The following is a 19501-nucleotide window of genomic DNA, read 5'->3' as shown; positions in this document are numbered from 1 at the left end:
GTCATGAAACAAACACAACGACTCGATAAAATACTCGCCCATGTGGGCGTTGGCTCTCGCTCTGAACTTAAGCGCCTTGCCAAAGAAGGCGCCATTTACGTTAACGGCGTGAAAGTCAAAGACAGCGGAATGCAAGTTAATCCGGATACCGACAATATTACGGTAAACGGGGAAGTCGTCACTTACCGTGAATTTGTTTATCTCATGATGAACAAACCGCAAGGGGTTGTCTCGGCGACTGAAGATAATCGGGACCGTACAGTTGTTGATCTATTGGACGAAGCGTATGATCCGTTCGAGGTGTTTCCTGTGGGCCGATTGGATAAGGACACAGAAGGCTTCCTTTTGTTAACCAATGACGGCAAACTAGCCCACAACCTGCTCTCACCGCGCAAGCATGTTCCTAAAACCTACTTTGCCAAAGTAGAATGGGCGGTTACCGAGGCGGATCGCGAAGCATTTAGTCATGGTGTAACCTTAGATGATGGCTACGAGACGTTGCCTGGTATATTGAAGATTTTAAGAACAGGAAATGAAGCTGAGGGAATCCCTTCCGAAATTGAACTAACGATAATGGAAGGGAAATTCCATCAGGTGAAACGTATGTTTCAATCCGTAGGCAAGCAAGTTGTCTTTCTGAAAAGAATTTCAATGGGCCCGCTGGCGCTTGATCCTGAACTGGCTTTGGGTCAAGTAAGAGAATTGAGCGCTGATGAGCTCAATGCTTTACGGAATGCCAACGAGAATTAAAATTAACTATACAAAAATACTAGAATATGGTATTTTCTTCTTAAGTGAATTTTTATGCGGAAGAACCGCCCAAGTATTGCTCTGTGTGAGCGATGTTTGGGTGGTTTTTGCTGTTTATAGTGAAAATAGGTAGACATTTACAAATATGAAATGAGATACTACCAATAATTGGATTGAGAGTTAGGAGGTAAATACTGGCTTTCTAAAAATAAAATTGATAGAGAAGAGGCATAAATTATGAAGAAAAAGTTACTTCTTTTAGTTTACACATTAACATTTGCTACCTCGACAGGCTGCAATGCTGTTGAAACGTCGGCGGCAGGTAGTTCTAATAATGTTATTTCTGTTCAATTTAAGGATATTGCAGGACATTGGGCTAAAAGCTCTGTCGAAACTGCGATTAAGAAAGGTTATGTCGATGGATATGAAGACCTGACGTTTAAACCAGAAATCAGCGTAAGTCGTGCAGAGTTTATTAAAATGGCGGTAACTGCCCTAAACTTGCCAGTTACAGGCGAAACTACTGGTTCAAAATGGTATGTCCCATTTGCTACAGCCGCTGCTACTCTTGGCATCTACAAAGGGTCTGATTTTAGCTTGGACGATATGAATCAGCCGATGACAAGAATGGAACTGGCTAGGGTTGCTTTACGTTCAGCCAACAAAGACTATCAAGATCCGAAGGCCATTACGAATGATCCGTCTATCATGTACAATGCGACTAAAATGGGTTTAATTCAAGGTCTGTCAGGGGGAGCACTCGGTGTTGATGAGGTAACTACAAGGGCGCAATCAGTTACGATTATTGAGCGTATTTTGAGTGTTAAAAGCGGAGGGAAGCTTGAGGTTGATCAGTCCGCGATTGCTAATGCGGAATTGGAGTTAAAGCATACCAACATCTTCACTAAGATGCCAGAATTCTTTGGTGGAGTACAGTACGGAGGTGCAAACTGGGATACTAGTAAGTTAATTATGGAAACTCCAGATGGGCTTTGGAAAGGCTCTATTGATGAAATTATTGCTATTGATCTTGCTGATCAGAAAGACCCTAACTTGTATTTGCTAGGTGACTTAAATAATATTCATTGGTTTGATTTAATGTCATACGAAACATCTCCCTTAATCATTGATGGCTACATGGATAGCTACGTTATTTATTACAAAGGACACGTTGACTACAATAATGATACCAATATTTACAGCGCACAGTCTAAGATGCCAGGGTTTACTATCGCTGGATTCGATGGTAATGCACCTGATTTGGCGGCGCATAATTTGAATCAAGTGGCCAATCTATATATTAATAAAATTGGTGATATGCACGCGTTTATAATTCCTAAAAAGTCAGTGAAATTTACTACGTCACTCGCTTTGATAGTTAGTGCACCAGCAAGGCCGCCACATGATATTTACCCTCAAACGGTAGTAACTGTACAGATTAAACCACAATAAGTTGGTGCATTTAATTTCTAAGATAAGGAGGTGTATTTAATTTGTGGTTTGCAAGAAGAAAAATAAGCTTGTTGGTAATAGCTTTAATGTCATTGCAGATATTTCCTATTCAGTATATTGACTGCAGTTGGCTAACAGTCCACGCTGCTACTGACACAACAATAAATTTGACTTATCCAAATTCAATTGTAGGTTATGAAGCTGTTTACAACAAAGAAGTGAGTGCTACAACTGACACTATAGCTATCCCTGCTGTAAATGGTAAATTGATTGCAAGTGTGTCTGTATTCCGCGATGGCATTCAGGTAGATAGTATTACAGCAGCAGAGGGACAAACTAGCTGGTCAGGAAAACTAACTTATTGGGGATCAGAGCGTGCTGTAGAGTCAAAAAACAACCTTTCAGCTCAAGGTTATTACGCGTGGTATCGTTATTTGCCTGGTGGCTCACAAGGAGTTAATTGGTACGCTGATGTTCCCGTTATAGGAAGAATTAATTGCGGCGGAGCAGTAACGGAACCTATTAATGGATATAACATGCCAAAATACCCTGGTTGTCCTGGTCTCACAAATTTAGAATTGTCAGGTGGACGCACTACGAATTACACAGCAGTTGACTCAGCGACAACGGTGCTACCGTCCGCGGTAGTTACAGAAGTTGGTGCAATTGGAGTCGCCACTACCGATAGCAGTACTCCTGTTCCTGGGCCTTCTGGACTTGACATTGACGGCAAAACTGATGGTACAACTACACCAATAACTGTCGTTATAGATACTTCTGATCACTTCACGGTAAAGTACACGCAAAGGTATGATCACGCGAGTATTTATGATAAAGAGCTGAACTCTCCACCAAATGGTGCTAAGGTAATGGTGTATTTTGCAGCTTTCAAAGTGACAATAACTTCTAAGACATACAAGTACCCAGATCACATTGAAGTTACATATTCAGGTGGGCCAGCACCATCTCCTACACCAACTCCCGTTCCAGTTTCAATCACTGGAGATTTCCAACTAACACCCCCAACAATAAACTATCGAGACCCCTTCAAATTTCACCCCTTACCTTTTACAATCCCATCTGGGTGCACCTACACCGATCACTACTACAAAATTGAACGTGGCGGCAGCTATGTACTAACAGCAAAAGTCTACACTCAAACCCAAGACACTTCTTTTTCACATAGCACCTATCCATCTAACATCGCAGTAGGTTCACATAATATCTCATTAATGATAGAAACATCCTGCGGCTCTTCCGGATTTATTTCTACTAAAACCCTAACAGTTAATGGCCCCGCAATAAACAGCCCGCCAGATTTTAAGATTGGTTGGGTAAAACCAACGAATAGAAATCTTCCGCTCCAAACTGCAGTTGTCGGTGATACCTTGGACTTAGTGTACATTGACGACCCATCAGTACCAACACCTAGTGATCCCGACGGCGATCTCATTTATTGGGATGACTTTAATTTCAACAACTCCGATGCATGGACTCAAACAGTTCCTAGCAAAAATGGTGTGAGTCATTACACTGATGGATACCATAACATTCTTATGGACACGCCTGGTTTTCATAGGGTAGAGGCTTCCATGCATGATCAGTGGGGCGCTTCAACAACACGGTCAACAATTATTGAAGTACTACCCCCTAATCCAATCCCCGTATGTGCTGCACCGAGTGAAATTAAGGAAAACAGAACCATAACAGCAGGTGCTATAAACGCAACATCCAGTTACAGTCCACTCGGACGTACGATCGATCACTCTAAAGATGTATGGTCGAACCTCAAAACAAGCTATATCAATGGTAGTAGTTCCGACATTGTGATAACCGTAACCCTCGTAAGTGTTACTGATTCAGCGGGTTTAAGCTCGCTTGCAGGCTCCAATTGCCACATTACTGTTCACCCCGATAAGCCCCCTATTGCGAAGCTTGGCGTTCCTGCATTCAGTGTACGAGGTGCTTCGACTCACATTCAAAATCAATCCTATTCGCTAGATGGCGACACGATTTCCTCAGCTTCCTACAAATACAAGTATGATGCACAAAACGATGGGTTCGATAATGATTCCTGGCAAGTTTTCAGCGGCAATGTATCAGGGGCAGATATTACTCCAACAAAGGTCGGTAAGTATTTATTTTTTGTAAATAGTTGTGAGAATTACGGTCGTTGTGGGGATAACAGCTCTCAAACCGCATCTGAAATTACCCTTGATGTTGTAAACAAGGATGGTCCTGTGGTTAGCTTCGATATTGCAGGAGAAAACAACCAACCAACAGTAGTTCCTGCTTTAAAATATAATGCGGGTGACATATTAACGAATTGGAATCTTTTTCAGACTAATACTTACACCCAAATCGGTAAAGGTGTTGGCTGGTCAGCCGATTCGTCCGATAAGTTAGTGGCTGGTTTAGGTCGTAACTCGGAGACGCCTTATTACCACAATTTCGATTATGAACAATGGGGAAGTATACAGTTCCGCCAATTTATTACACCAGCACAGGATTTCGGTTTGGGTGCAAATGGTCAGTCACCCTATCGATCTTTCGATAACTTGAGTAATCTAAACAAGCAACCGTTACTCATACCCAGCCCTTATGACAGCAGTGTTTGGAAACCCGTTGTATGGAGTCGTACACCACCAATATTTCAAACAACGGATACCCATATTTATTTTGGTACAGGCGTTGGCTATGGTTTCTATGAGTATGATGTTAGAAGTAACGGTGGGTACTCCTTCTATAGCTTAAATAAGGGTAAGATTGGGCGCTATTCAGGTCATAGTGTATGTGGAGACCCTTGCTATTTCCCAGGGTGGGGGCATGATTATCTAGATGGATCACCCTACGATTATATGATCACACCATACAAGTTGCTGTATGGTCAGGCAGGACCAACATTCGGTAACAAAGTAGGTATCCTGGGGTATAAGGTCGTTGGTCAAACTCTTTTCATGAAGGTGATATGGGCTAACACTGTTGATGGTTGGGATGCGCCCACAGGAGAGTTGCGGACCTACAATGTTGAGACGGGGCAATTTTTATCTAGCTCGTTGCAAACGGGGAGTAAACCATTTGAATACTCGGTGGTGAATGGTGGCCCCAGAACTGATTATAGAGAAATGATATCAGACAGCATTTCTGCCCCGCAGAGTATAGGCAACGACTTAGTAGTGCTGATAGGTGAGGGATATGATGGAAGCGCAATGCTGCGTCAAATTAACCCGCAGGGGCAGGTTGTTAAGTCTTTGCAGATGGGAATACCGCCTTGGAGTGACCCTTCTGTGAACCCAAACTCTGCATGTTATGATAATTTGCAGAAAGGTTTCAGAGGAGCAGATGGGGAGTTTTACTTCTACTCTGTCACAGGTTGCGGGTACTATGATAGTGGGGGGAACTATAACTCTAGAGCCACTGGGGTATATGTTACCAAAGTAAATGCGGACCTCACATATAGCTGGAGAGTTAAGCTTAAAGGTAATGGATTAACATTTGCTGGTTCTTTCTCGTATGCTACTGGTGATCATGCAGATGCCGTTGTGTTAATGGTTGACAACCCGACAAGAAACCAAATGTTGGTTCGTAGTTATTCAGTCAACGGTTTTGGATATGATGCTTTCTACGAGTCCATAGATAAGAGCACAGGTAGCACCACACCAACCGACTACGGTGCCTGGACGAATGTGACACAACCTACCATTAATTGGGACGGTGGTTACACTTCTGGGGTACGCACAATTGATGGGAATAATACAACTATTGATATGTCAGCAAATGCTGCAGTTACCCCAGCAGGTAGTATTGCCTTTAACGAAATGATAACAATGAACTTCCCCTACGCATCAAGTACGACGACTTTGTACGGTTCGCAGTATGTTGGTGACGGGATGCTCATGGCACTCTTAGGTTCGCAGTACGGTGGAAACGATACACACTCTTTCACCCCATGGCTGGCAATTGGCACGCCAAGTACTTCAAACCAAGTCGGATCCCCTACAAGATTGGGTCAATTTGTTTCGAACTTCACTGCAAGTGATATGGAGTTGGGGTTCACTCTGAACATGTCAAAGGCTACAGCAAATACAAACAAGGCAGGTTTTTCATTCCGGATGCAGGACCCTAAAAATCGATACGCAGCAGAAACGAATGGGTCAGTTGTGTATTTGACCAAGTATGTCAATGGTGTGCCCACAGTATTAGCAAGTGCGAATTATCCATTTTTAAATAAAACGGATTATACATTCACCATTTCCATGTTAGGCAATAAAATTGATCTTAAACTAAATGGCGTTCCTTATCTCAGTGTGCAAGATAGCACCTGGTTAAGCGGTACGATTGGACCCTTTACTGATAGGTCGTATGCAACTTTCTCGAACATTACAAAGAATCCTATCACGCCACCACAAACAGCTTGGTACGCTGGTTTCGCTCTTTGGGAAAGCGGATCTGCGACTGCTACCGTCAAGTACGATCATATTTCGTACACTGACTCTGAGAATGATCCAGCAAGCGGTACGTATCAATGGTTCTACAAGCACACAGCTAAATTCCTGAATAATCAGGGGATTTCAGTTCTAGATGGACAAACGTACAGCGGTTCAAAAACATCTTTTGATAAGGTAGGTGTCTATGATATCACGTTATCTGCCAAGGATGATCCGAATCCAGCGTTCCTTTATCCAAGCGCCTTATTTGACATGTATCGTAAAATGTCCAACACGTTCCACTCTTCCATTGTAGTTCATAGAAGACCGGTCATTCCTAATTTCACAAATTCCATTCAAAGTGATGGGACGGTAGTCTTTACGGATGATGCTTATGATTCAGATCGGTATAATCCCGCGACACTTGCTTGTATGGCGCCTGATGTGACTGGTATTGATTATTGCGCCAATCATGGCGTGTTATCCAGACAATATTCTTATGTAGATCCTAATGGAAACTTCTCGCAAGGAAAACCTTCGCGGCCTACGTTAGTAGGTACCTATATTGTATATTTGCAAGTTGTAGATGAGTACGGTGCTCTAAGTCAGCCTGTTTCAACCACATTTACAACAGTAACGATTGTTGCTCCAGTGCTTCCGCCAGTGGCCACTTTAACATTTCCAATTGGAACTCAAGTTGCCCCGTCATTGGTCGGAACATGTCCAACGATTACTTGGAATCAAGCTGATCCTGATGGATTTAACCTAACCGGATATGAAGTAAGGATTTTAGATGTCAATGGTGCGCCGGTAACCGCAAGCGGTAGGATCAGTCAAAATCAATTTAATGGCTCACAAAGTTGGAATGTGCCAATGACGCTAACGCTTGGTGCTAAATACCAAGTTCAGGTGCGGGTAGAAGATGTCTATAACTGGTCAGCATGGTCGAATATCGGCTGGATGCAAGTGAATAGTCCACCTACAGCTGCTGTAACGGTGCCAAATGGCACGCAAGAGGTACCAACCCATTGGAATACGCTGAGACCTACCTTGCAATGGAGTCAGACTGATCCTGATCCAGGTACAACCTTTCAATATTTTCAGATTCAAATTACGAATGAAGCCAATAATGTCATGTTTTTAGACTCAGGTCAGTATTGGCAAGGAAACGCTTCGAATATTGGAAGTTGGACGGTCAATCAAGATCTGCCAGCCGGGCAAAAGCTGCGTGTTCGAGTAAGGGTTTTTGACGGAAACATGTGGTCGAACTTTTCAGCTCAAACTTGGATGTACATCAATCGAGCGCCGATGGCCGATTTCAATTGGAATCCTAAGCCTGTATGGGAAGGAGATGAAGTGCAGAGCACCAATACTTCGATCGATCCTGATGGGGATGCGCTCTCCTATTTATGGACCATCGAAGGGCCCGGAGGGATTACCAAGTCTTATACATCCATAAATTTCACTCAAATATTCGTTGAGCCAGGTGCATATAAAGTGACGCTAACCGCATCGGATGGGTCACTCTCCACAACAGTAGTCAAAATAATTACAGCCTTACCACTAACTATACATTCTGAAGTGACTTACACGGATCAGTGGTTGATCATGCATAATCAGCAGGGCCATCAAACACAAGCAAATCCCAAACAATTTTATTCTGGTGAAATCTTTGTTGTTAAAAGCCAGAGCGCATTAGCTTCGGTTGAGGAAGTGACTGCTTGGTTAGATACGAATAGCGTAGACGGTCAATCCCTTTATGTGTCCCAGAAGCTTGTACCAGATACGGGGGACAGTACCCTTTTTAGCGGCGAGCTATTCGATAGCAAGTTCCAGTCATTTAACGATGGGATACCGCGAGGCGTACATACGATTCATTTTCAAATTCGATATAGCAATGGCGTTGTGAAAAAAGAAGATATCCCCATCGAAATCATTGGGAATGTCCAGCAATCTGTCGGTGTACATCGGGTTCAATAAAGAGGGACGGTTATCTTCGGATAACTGTCTTTTTCTTGTAAAAGCGGTGAACTAATCATATCCCTATGGTACAATTAGTCGATATAAAGCGAACGAGGGAGAGAGATTACCTTGAACTATCGATTAATCGCACTGGATGTTGACGGAACACTTCTCAATGATGATCACGAATTATCGGATCAAACGATTGAAACTATTCAAGAGGTTCATGAGCAAGGTTGTCATATTGTGCTGTGTACTGGTCGTGCACCCGCAAGCACGTTACCTATTCTAGAGCAGTTAGGCTTGGAAGGGACGATGATCACACACAATGGAGCCGTGACTGTTCATGCGGATGAGCGAGGACAGTCATTGGTGAATGAATTTTCTTTTGAGATTAGCGAGATTGAAGCGATGTTGGCGTACGCTCGCCGTGAAGGGATTCACTTCGATGTTTGTACGGCTTTCAATATGTATATCGAACGTGTCGGCGAGTATGAGAAGATGATGTACAAAAAGTTTCTCATCAGTCCTAAACTTGTGACTACAGTCTCAGAACTTGGCGTGCCGATCGTCAAATTCACACTTTTTGCTCAATCTGAGGTGTTGGATCGCGTTCAGCGGGAGTGGGAGGAACAGAAGCTTTACGGAGATTTGAGGATGATTCGCAGTGGTGATTTGTTCATAGATGTGATGAGTCCGATGGCCAATAAGGGGAATGCCTTGAAGGCGTTGGCTGCATCTTTAGAGGTTGAATCTCAAGAGATTATGGCGATAGGTAACTACTATAATGATCTGGAAATGATGGCTTTTGCCGGGTTAGGGATAGCAGTTGAAAATTCGCCGAACGATGTAAAAGAGGCCGCAGACGCAGTTACCTCTTCCAATAATAATGAAGGCGTACATGAAGCGATTCGAAAGTATAGTTTATAGCAAATATTCAGATAAAACACCTCAGTTTTTGAGGTTTTTTGTCGTTTTAGGGGTTTTTAGTATATTTTCCCTATGGTAGAATGGAAGAAAGAATAATAGATGATGGTGGTGTAATAATGGGGAAAATGAAAGGTTCAAGAAAAAAAGAGAGCCTCATCGGGACGATTGCTGGAGTAACTGCGATAGCTGCTCCGTTGATGATGGTCCCAGGGCAAATTAGTCATGCTGATAAAAATTATGAAATTGAACCTTTTGATGCTATACAAACGATTGTATTACCACTTGATGGTAAGAAATTTATAGATCTAAATGAACTTTACCATTATTGGGGTTTGGAAGTTATTGCAACTGATACCGATGCAACGGGTGTATTTTCATATCAGCAAGATGGGATTTATGAAATAACTGCGAATAGTGTTGGTAGAGCTACTTTCACAGTCATTGGGCACAATGAAGGAGAAAATCAAGAGGACATTGAAGTCGATAGCTTTAAAGTCATTGTTGTAGACAACACGGAAGATCCTGATGATTATAAATTTGATATTTATACTGCAATGCAATTATTGAACCAATCGACATATGATAAGCCACAAGTCATTGACCTACTTGAAAATATTAGTTCTATGTCTATTAATCACACGGATTCGTTTTCGTACAATAATAATAATAGGCCTCCTTCTCAACAAGATTCTACTCCGTCCAATTTATCTGGGAAGCTAGGAGTTCCGATAGACTTTTATGAAATTGAATATGTGATAGACAATCATTTTATTGATTATGATGAGAATATGGTCTCCCTTGTCTCCATCGAGAGTAATGCAGCATTTAATGTAACTCCGCGGTCTGAGGGTGATCGAATTGTGGACTACAAAATAATTCCTTTACTTGAAGGCGACGTTAATCTGGATGTTGTAGTTAAGGATGGTAGAGGTGGATTTACGAAAGGTCAAATACCTATACATATCGATCGAGTTTTCAAATCGACCAGCGTGCTTGCTAATCATTTTCTGTCACCAGGACTAACTAATCCGGTCTTGTACTTGTCTAACGATGCGGATATTAATTTAAAAGAAATATTCTACCGTGCTGATACGAACGCATTGAATTACAAATTATATGTTGAATATCAAGAAGGTTCAGAAACTACTATTAATCTTGGAAGTAATTATATATTTAATTGGCAATCACTTGAATATTTACAGCCATACATAACAAAAATCAAGCAAATTCTTGCGTATGATACTCCAAATTCTGAATTGCCATCTGCTGTGTTAAATGTAGATATTGAACGTACACAGTTAGATCCTTTCCCTACAAATCTAAATTTGTATCAATCCATTCAAGGTGTTGGTACAAGTAGCTATATTCTGGATTATAAAAGCGCGAAAGGATTTAATGACGCGTCGATTACAATTAATAATCCAGATTTACAAAATATGGCGTATAGCAGAGTTACAGCCGCTGTCTATGAAAATCATTATCTGAAATTTGACGCTGGATATGGGGCAGTGGATTATACAACAAAAATGAAAGTTTATGCACATGATTCAAATCCTGATCATCTGTACCTTGATGATTTTAATTTTAACCTGGTATCTACCTCACAGACGAAACGATTCGATGCGAAACCAGCGATTCAATTTAGTCAATTATATCCAACGAATAATTATGATTACTGGAATAATATCTTTTCTCCGCACATCAATGAGTATGTAATTCGTAACACACCGACTAAAATAGATGTCGGATTTGCTTCTGGTTCCATGACTGCTACCTACCAAGATGAGGCTCCTGTAGGAACTGGTGAGGTTGTAAAAATAGATCCGTACAATGGAACAAGCGTATTCTACATTCCTTTCAAGAAATGAAGTTGAACCATAATCGCATCATCACCCTTATCCAATCGCATAAACTCCAAGAAGCCGAAGCCGAGCTCTTCCAAGCGATCCGCCAGAAGCCGCTAGAAGCGCAGCTCTGGGTAATGCTCGGTGAAACGCTGCTCCTACAACATCAAGCAGGTGCCGCGAAGCGGGTGTTCGACCGTGCTTGGCTGCTGGATCCGCAAGCCAAGTGGGTCAATCACATCTACCCGCGCATGCAGCAGATGCCACAAGGAGATCCTCGACCGGATGTCGAGGATCTCCTGTATGTTCCCAAGGTGACGGTAACCGCGGCGATTTTATCGCATAATGAAGCTGCGAACATTGCGAAATGTATCGTTGCTCTGCAAAGAGCTGTCGATGAAATTCTGCTTGTGGATTCATCGACGGATGATACACGCAGGATAGCGATGCAGTATCCGAAGGTAAAGGTTGTCCCAATCGTGTGGGAGGACAACTTTGGGGCCGCGCGAAATATCGGCTTGCAGCATGTCCGGACGGATTGGGTGATTTGGATTGATGCCGATGAGGTACTGATTTCTGAAGATGTCAATGCGATCAGGGAAGTAGCAAGCGTTTTCGATCAACTCGAAATCATTCCTGCGCTGCATGTTTGGCATCTCAATCAGGTAAACGGTACGATCCAGCACGACTTCTCCCAGGTTCGCATGTTTCCTGCACAACGAGGACTACGTTACTACGGCCGCATTCACGAGCAAATCGGCACAGATAAGGGAATTTACCAGCTCGATACGTATCGACGAGCGGTCAAGATTAGGCTGGATCATCACGGCTATGAGCCAGCTGTGTTGCAAAGCAAAGGGAAGCTTGAACGGAACCTGCGCTTACTGAAGCTTATGCTGGAAGAAGAGCCAGAGAATCCGGGCTATTGGCTGTTTTATGGTCGTGAATCGCTGGGGCTCGGACAAGAGGAGCAGGCACTAAAAGCCCTGCTTGAAGCAGAACGTCTAGGTCTGCAAACAGCGATCTTCGGCAGGATGCCTGAGATTTACAGGCTCCTGATTCAAATCAAGATGCAACGCCAAAACTACACCGAGGCAGAAGTCTTCTGCCATAAAGCGTTGGCACACACACCTGATTTCCCTGATGCGCACTACTTGCTTGCGCAAGTACGGATTAGGCAAGCGGATGAGCTGCTCCGCTTAGCGGAGGCGAGCATAAAGCAATCGCTGACGAGCTTGCCGAATTACCGCGGCAGCGTTAGCGCAGATTACCACATTGGTGAGTGGAAAGCGGCAACGTCGCTAGGTGAATTAGCCATGCGATCTGGGAAATTAGCCAGAGCTAGAGAAATCTTTTCGCATCATAAGTCGAATCCAGGCGCAACCGAGACCATCACGGCAAAGCTCAACGCGATTGAAACGGAACGGCAACGGTTAAACCAACCCGAGAAGTAATACAAAATAAAGACGATCTCCATGCCTCAATTAGCCGGAGATCGTCTTTTTGCTTTTACATCACATATTAGATAACGAATGCGCTAGTTATGATAACAAGAAGGATAAAAAGAACTAATACCGCAGCTGCTGAGTTTCCTACATGTCCTGACATGGACATTACCTCCCTTCGTGGTGAGTGTTATAAGATAAGATATGTAAGCGGGGGCAGAAGTGTATAGACGGATACCCTGATTACTCATATTTTGGACGATAATGGGCATGATACAGAAGAATGACACAAGATCTGTAGAGGAGGCGAGTAAGTCGTGGCCGATATTATGCTAAGACCCGACCTGAAAACAGCAGGCGGCGAAGTCTGCGATATTATGTACAATGGGGAGTTTGTCGGTACGTTAACGCTAGTCTACAGGGAATCGGATCGTCTCAAGGGCGCGATTCATCTGGAGCAGCAATCCATTACGATTGTGAATAAGCAAGCGGTTTATGATTTTGCTCAGTCCTATATTCAGGATGTGATTGATGCGCTTGGAATCGCCCAGTGCGAGGTTACCGTCAGTTATAGTGATTATGATTATGTGATTGTGACGGAGCATGCGGTTCAGCCGTCTACGATTCAGGAGGATTTTATAGGGAGTGTGGATCTCCTTCATGATGATGGGCTGGACTATTCGTGGTTACGGGAAGATATCAGCTTGGATGATCGGGATTCGGAACTGCCTTCAGAGCAGTTGGATATGCTGGAGGAACGCAAGCAAGAACAGGGGTATGAGCTCGTTATCGTCAACGAAAATAGGAGCAGTGTGGAGTACCATGTGTATGATAAGGATGCAGAATTAATCGCTGAAGCTATCTTACACATCTATGGATCAGAGGTGATTGGAGACATTACGTGGAGATTTGATCCTTTTGATGACGAGATGGACATTGTTACTGAACTCATGGTGGCAGACTTCAACGAAGAACAAACGGACTCGTTCGTGTTCCATATGAACTATCAAGGCGAGACGGTCGATACGGTGGAATTAACGCATATCGATATGTTGGATTTGGTTGACGACATCCAAGCCGAAGATGATATGTGGATACCGACAAGTAACGACTATTCCATAGTTTTGGTCAGAGACGATTTGGATACGTTATCTTACGAGATATATCAACAATCTTACGGAAGCTTGCCAATCGGAACAGCAACGGTGGATATCAGCTCGCGGCAGCTAACAGGGTTTATTGATTTCCGTGAGCCTGGGGATTCCGATGATCGGGAATTAATTGCGACATTGCTTCTGGATGAGCTAGATAAGGAGAAGGAATACGAAACCTTCAATTTGTCTATGCTCTATCGGAATAAGTTGATCGACGAAATCATGTTCGAAACCGAACAATTTCACTAATTAAAGTGCAGAAAAAAGGCATGAACTCTCATCCTAACATGAGAGTCATGCCTTTCATGCATTTATTAGAAAGAGTTGGAAACAATGATTTGATCTAATGGAAGACGGCCAGACGCACGTGCTGGCGTAGCTGCCAAACCAACGCTGATCAACATAACAGGTACATAACGTGCTGGAACATTGAACTCTTCTACGAATTTACCAGCATCGTAGCCACCCATAGGGCAAGTGTCATATCCTAGTGCTTTCGCTGCAAGCATCAAGTTCATTGCTGCCAAGGAAGCGTTACGAATCGCTTCATCACGAGCAACTTGCGGATATTGGTACGCGCCTTCGATTTGTGCAACAAGCGTATCCATCACAGCTTGTGGAAGGAAGCCGCCAGCCACCGCTGGACCAAAAACAGCTTGCGCATTTTTGTTCGCTTCAAGATCACCCAGAACGGCGATAACAACGGAGCTTTCAACGACTTGCTTTTGACCGTAAGCGATTGGAAGCAGTTTTTCTTTCTGTGCTTGGTCGTCGATAACTAGAAGCTTCCAATGTTGAAGATTCCAAGCAGATGGTGCCAAGGTAGCAGAAGTTATAAGTTGCTCAAGATCAGCTTGTGGCATCGTGTGCCCAGCTTGGTACTGCTTAACGGAATGACGGTCTTCGATTACTTTCAAAACTTCATTTTGTACTTGTGTGCTCATTACGGATCCCTCCAAGGATTAGAATTAGTTCTTTATATTGTTGTTCATCTATCGAAAAGCATGTGTGTAAGTCATTGGTAATCAATCGATGAACTGTAAACTATTTTGTAACAATTTACTGTAATCATAAATGTTATAGTTGTGAATGTCAAGAGAGTCTTTCCCGTTGTCGTAAAATGTTGGATAATGGAAAAAGAAAGGGGTTGTTCCTCTTGAAACTAACGCAAAAAGAGTTGAATCACCTTGTTTTTTTGAGCGAGGTCGTATTAACAGGGAAAAAGAAGAGTCTCATGGACGAAACCCTGCAATGCTTACTTTATATTGTAAAATCACTTGAAGAAGTGGAGCTTCCTGATTCTGTAGTTGGACAGATTGAGCGGCTGACTGCTTTAATTGAAGCTGACTTGCGAGACGAGAATGAGCGCATGCAAGAGATCCGCGGCCACCTAGACTGGATGCAAAAGAAGGAGCGAAATTCTTCCATGCCATCCTAGTAAGGTGACAAACTGTCTATTTATGATATAATGTAGAGTACTGTTTTTTTGAATAGATGAGGTGATAATAATGAGCTATGAAATCCCAAGAAATGTGCAAGAGTTGGGGCGAGACATCCAAGAGAACCAATTGAAATATCACCATAAATCCGTTTTGATTTCCAAAGAATTTACGTTTGACAGTGCGCATCATCTGCATTGTTATGAGGGAAAATGTAAAAGTCTACATGGCCATACGTATAAACTGCAAGTGATTATGCGGGGAAAAGTGGATAGCCGAGGGATCGCGATTGATTTTGGGGATATCAAACGAATTACGAAAGAACGTGTGATTGATCGCTTGGATCACCGTTATTTGAACGACGTGTTGCCGCCGATGAATACGACGGCTGAGAATATGGTGGTTTGGATTTACGAAGAAATTCACCAAGCACTGCTTGATGAGAAGCTGTATCCTGCAATTTCATTGGACGAGATTCGCCTATGGGAAACGCCGACTAGCTATGCAGCCATCACGCGCTCGATGATGGAGGAGGATCTGTAATGCGAGATATCCGCATTCCCATGGTCGAGATCTTCGAGACGGTTGAAGGGGAGGGAACCCGTGCCGGGTTCCCGACGATCTTCGTCCGTCTTTTTGGTTGCAACTTGCGCTGCACATGGTGTGACACCACGTACAGCTACCCGCCGGCGGAAGCCGAGAACGTCATGACCATTGCTGAAATTATCAGCAAGGTCCAGACGTTCCGCTCCCGGCATATTTGCCTGACAGGCGGCGAGCCGCTCCTGTACGGCGACAAGTCGCTCGCGCTGATCGAGGCGCTCGCCGAGCTGGAGCAGGTCGACGACCTGCATATCGAGACGAACGGTGCGATTGACCTTGCACCGTTCGTGACCCAAATCACATCACCGAAGGTGCGCTATGTGATGGATTTCAAGCTGCCTGATTCGGGTGAAATGGATCAGATGATCTACAGCAATTTCGAGCTGCTGCGCGAGCAGGATGAGCTGAAGTTCGTGATCGGAAGTGATCTCGACTTCCGTACAGCAGTTGATGTACTCGCCCAGTATCCGACCAAGGCGCTGCCAATGTTCAGCCCTGTGTGGGAGACGATGCCGCCGCGCAAGCTGGTTGACCTGATGCTGGCCGAGGGGCTATCGAAGGTGAAACTGAATATGCAGTTGCATAAGATTATTTGGGACCCAGCGATGCGAGGCGTCTAGCAAGTAGGCATTGTACGCATGCATGTACAATGCCATTTTCTGATTCTAATAAAGAGGTGCTAACGATGAGTGAAAATAAAAAAAGAGCCGTCATTATTCTTAGCGGCGGTTTAGATAGTACGACTTGCATGGGATTAGCCCAAGAGGCAGGCTATGAGTTGTTTCCGATTTCTTTTGACTATGGACAGCGGCATAAGATTGAGATTGAGAATGCCAAGCAAGTTGCTGAGCATTATGGGGTAACCGCGCGTCACAAAATCATCAAACTAGATTTCTTACGTGATTTCGGTGGGAGTGCGCTCACGGATGATACGATTGATGTACCGAATGTGATGGACGGGTCTGAGCTAAATGAAATCCCGGTAACCTATGTGCCAGGACGCAATCTATTATTTCTCTCTATTGCTACGTCCTATGCAGAAGTTACAGGTTCTCAAGCTATTTATATTGGTGTGAATGCACTAGATTACAGCGGCTATCCGGATTGCCGTCCTGAATTTATTCATAAGGTAGAGGAAGTTATTGCTCTGGCTACTAAGGTTGGTGTGGAAGGTAAAGGCATTACGATCGAGACACCTCTCATTTCTTGGTCCAAAGCGAAGATTGTTGAGGAAGGCTTGAAAATTGGTGTACCTTACGAGTTGACGACTTCTTGCTACAACGGAAAAGCAGAAGCTTGCGGCGAATGCGACAGCTGTCGCCTGCGTTTGAAAGGCTTTGAAGAAGCAGGCTCGAAGGATCCGATTGCTTATTTAGCGTAGTTGTATGGTTTTTAGAAAGGCGGTGCATGCATGACTCGTATACTTGTTGTTGATGATGACGCTGATATCAGGGAGCTGATTCGCGTTTATTTGGCAGGGGAAGGCCTAACGGTTATGCAAGCAAGCCATGGGAAAGAAGCGCTCCAACTCATGGAAGCTACGCCTGCTGACTTAGTCGTGTTGGATATCATGATGCCGCTCATGGACGGTTGGGAGCTGTGCCGCGAATTGCGTACGCATTATCCAGATCTCCCTTTGCTGATGGTGACTGCAAAGAGCGAGTCTGTTCATAAAGTGAAGGGCTTCCAGCTCGGTACGGATGATTATTTGGTGAAGCCTTTTGATCCTGTGGAGTTGGTGATGAGAGTCAAAGCGCTGCTCAAGCGTTATCGGATTAATTCCTCGCAAATCATCATGATCGGCGGCATGACCATCGATCGAACGACATACGAAGTACGTCTACAGGACCTGCGAATGACGTTGCCATTGAAGGAATTTGAGTTGTTATACAAGTTCGCTAGCCATGCTGGACAAATATTCACCCGCACACAACTGATTGAACTCATATGGGGTATGGATTATGAAGGGGATGAACGTACCGTGGACGTCCACATTAAACGGTTGCGGGAACGCTTCGAACCTTACGCAGAGGGGTTTCAAATTACAACCATACGTGGATTAGGCTACAGGCTTGAGGTGAAGGTATGATCAAGACGCTCTATTTACGTGTGGTTGTTACTTTTCTAGCGGTTGTTGTTGTCAGCGTGCTGGTTGCATTTCCATTGGCCATGACTTTTTTTACGAATATCATCTCCACGCAATTCCAATCTGAGATGCTTGCGGTCGGGCGTCAAATTGTCAAGTTGAGCGATGAAGTTCAACCAGAGAACTTAGATGCCTTTGTCAGGGGCAGCAATCGGCTGAATGATAATTATTTGTTTACATTGTTTGATTCTCAAGGTGAAACCTCAGCACCGATCCCTATGGATACAAAGGGGAAGCCGCGCATCCAACCCTCAGAAGTTTCGGATGTGTTGAAGGGAAATATCTATAAAAGCTTGGATTCTAGTGCCCCCTTTAATGGCATTACCTCGATAAAAGTAGGGATTCCGATTACCGTCGGAGATCAGAGCCACGCCTTGTTTATACTTACGAATTTTACAGAAGCTGCACGCCATCAAGTTCAATCCATCATTATATTTGTGCTTATCCTTGTCCTGATCGTGGGCAGTATTCTCATTCTAATCGCATCGCGCTATCTAGTGAACCCGTTGAAAAAGCTGACTCTAGCGACAGAGAAGCTGGCTCGCGGTAATTTCAATGTCAGTGTTAGTGTGAAAAACAAGGACGAGTTGGGCAAATTAGCTGAGAGCTTTAATCATATGGCAGGGGAGCTCAAACAGCTAGAGCAGATGCGGCAGGATTTCGTTTCGAATGTGTCACATGAGATTCAATCTCCGCTAACCTCGATTCGAGGCTTTTCCAAAGCGTTAAGAGAGTCTGATGTGGATGAAAGCGATCGCAGCAAGTACTTGGAAATTATTGAACGTGAAAGTGAACGTCTTTCTCGCCTAAGTGACAATTTGCTAAAGCTAGCATCCTTAGAGTCAGAGCATCACCCTTTTCATCCCACGACCTACGATTTGGACGAGCAATTGCGTCGTATCGTCGTTTTCTATGAACCACAATGGTCAGTGAAAGAGTTAGATATGGACCTTGCCCTACCTCGCGTGAAAATCATGGCTGATAGCGATCAATTAAACCAGGTGTGGATGAATGTGATCGGCAATGCGATTAAATTCACGCCAGATCAAGGACATATTCACATCAAGATTGTCGCTTTGCGAGATCGGGTTCAAATTTGGATTCAAGATTCGGGAATCGGAATACCCATCGATGCGCAAGGACGGATCTTTGAGCGATTCTATAAAGTGGATCAAGCAAGACAGCGAGGTAGTGGAAGCGGTCTTGGTCTTGCGATTACGAGGAAAATCATTGACATGCATCATGGAACCATTGAGGTACATAGTGAACTTGGGAAGGGAACGCAATTTCTAATTGTGTTGCCAACCATGCAAGCACACTCTAAAAAGAATGAATAGGAATCTTGGTGA

Annotated in this window: 15 protein-coding genes; 13 read left to right on the top strand and 2 right to left on the bottom strand. The window is 43.8% G+C overall.

Translation table 11 applies throughout. The annotated features are described in order from the left end of the window. The first annotated feature begins 3 nt into the window (after positions 1-3). From AC1DVJ_RS15485 to AC1DVJ_RS15460, 6 genes are all read left to right on the top strand, one after another. The gene (locus AC1DVJ_RS15485) at positions 4-750 is read left to right on the top strand and encodes a pseudouridine synthase (RefSeq protein WP_477592135.1); all 747 of its coding nucleotides are present in this window, start codon (positions 4-6) and stop codon (positions 748-750) included. Between the two features lie 237 nt (positions 751-987). Continuing rightward, entirely contained in the window at positions 988-2202 is a 1215-nt protein-coding gene (locus AC1DVJ_RS15480; protein ID WP_477592134.1) for an S-layer homology domain-containing protein, read from the top strand. Between the two features lie 218 nt (positions 2203-2420). Continuing rightward, entirely contained in the window at positions 2421-8609 is a 6189-nt protein-coding gene (locus AC1DVJ_RS15475; protein ID WP_477592133.1) for a PKD domain-containing protein, read from the top strand. 111 nt (positions 8610-8720) lie between these two features. Further along, on the top strand, positions 8721-9521 hold the full coding sequence (locus AC1DVJ_RS15470) for a Cof-type HAD-IIB family hydrolase (RefSeq protein WP_477592132.1): 801 nt from the start codon (positions 8721-8723) through the stop codon (positions 9519-9521). A gap of 80 nt (positions 9522-9601) precedes the next feature. Further along, positions 9602-11389 carry a hypothetical protein gene (locus AC1DVJ_RS15465; protein WP_477592131.1) on the top strand — a complete coding sequence of 596 codons (1788 nt, stop codon included), beginning with the start codon at positions 9602-9604 and terminating at the stop codon, positions 11387-11389. Continuing rightward, complete coding sequence (locus AC1DVJ_RS15460; RefSeq protein ID WP_477592130.1) at positions 11386-12819, top strand: glycosyltransferase; 1434 nt, start codon at positions 11386-11388, stop codon at positions 12817-12819. The genes AC1DVJ_RS15465 and AC1DVJ_RS15460 overlap by 4 nt, the downstream gene beginning before the upstream one ends. Before the next feature lie 67 nt (positions 12820-12886). On the opposite strand, the gene AC1DVJ_RS15455 is transcribed toward AC1DVJ_RS15460, so the two are convergent. After that, positions 12887-12973: a YjcZ family sporulation protein gene (locus tag AC1DVJ_RS15455; RefSeq protein WP_477592180.1), complete on the bottom strand. Its 87-nt coding sequence runs from the start codon at positions 12971-12973 to the stop codon at positions 12887-12889. Positions 12974-13127: 154 nt separating this feature from the next. On the opposite strand from AC1DVJ_RS15455, the gene AC1DVJ_RS15450 reads away from it, so the two are divergent. Beyond that, positions 13128-14213: a hypothetical protein gene (locus AC1DVJ_RS15450; RefSeq protein ID WP_477592129.1), complete on the top strand. Its 1086-nt coding sequence runs from the start codon at positions 13128-13130 to the stop codon at positions 14211-14213. A gap of 65 nt (positions 14214-14278) precedes the next feature. On the opposite strand, the gene AC1DVJ_RS15445 is transcribed toward AC1DVJ_RS15450, so the two are convergent. Next, positions 14279-14908 carry a nitroreductase family protein gene (locus AC1DVJ_RS15445; RefSeq protein WP_477592128.1) on the bottom strand — a complete coding sequence of 210 codons (630 nt, stop codon included), beginning with the start codon at positions 14906-14908 and terminating at the stop codon, positions 14279-14281. Between the two features lie 212 nt (positions 14909-15120). On the opposite strand from AC1DVJ_RS15445, the gene AC1DVJ_RS15440 reads away from it, so the two are divergent. From AC1DVJ_RS15440 to AC1DVJ_RS15415, 6 genes are all read left to right on the top strand, one after another. Then, positions 15121-15402 (top strand): hypothetical protein, encoded by a 282-nt coding sequence (locus AC1DVJ_RS15440; protein WP_310222541.1) that lies wholly within the window; start codon positions 15121-15123, stop codon positions 15400-15402. Between the two features lie 70 nt (positions 15403-15472). Beyond that, a complete protein-coding gene (queD, locus tag AC1DVJ_RS15435; protein ID WP_056616183.1) occupies positions 15473-15946 on the top strand; it encodes a 6-carboxytetrahydropterin synthase QueD in 474 nt (157 codons plus the stop codon). Further along, positions 15946-16626: a 7-carboxy-7-deazaguanine synthase QueE gene (locus tag AC1DVJ_RS15430; RefSeq protein WP_477592127.1), complete on the top strand. Its 681-nt coding sequence runs from the start codon at positions 15946-15948 to the stop codon at positions 16624-16626. The genes queD and AC1DVJ_RS15430 overlap by 1 nt, the downstream gene beginning before the upstream one ends. A gap of 65 nt (positions 16627-16691) precedes the next feature. Beyond that, entirely contained in the window at positions 16692-17387 is a 696-nt protein-coding gene (queC, locus tag AC1DVJ_RS15425) for a 7-cyano-7-deazaguanine synthase QueC (RefSeq protein ID WP_477592126.1), read from the top strand. A gap of 30 nt (positions 17388-17417) precedes the next feature. Then, entirely contained in the window at positions 17418-18095 is a 678-nt protein-coding gene (locus AC1DVJ_RS15420) for a response regulator transcription factor (RefSeq protein WP_477592125.1), read from the top strand. Then, on the top strand, positions 18092-19489 hold the full coding sequence (locus AC1DVJ_RS15415; RefSeq protein ID WP_477592124.1) for a sensor histidine kinase: 1398 nt from the start codon (positions 18092-18094) through the stop codon (positions 19487-19489). Before AC1DVJ_RS15420 ends, AC1DVJ_RS15415 begins: the two co-directional genes overlap by 4 nt. The last annotated feature ends 12 nt before the right edge of the window (positions 19490-19501 follow it).

The sequence above is a fragment of the Paenibacillus sp. P4_A9 genome (assembly GCF_056402415.1).
The sequence above is the reverse complement of the archived record's forward strand: the minus strand, read 5'-3'. Positions and strand labels throughout refer to the sequence as shown.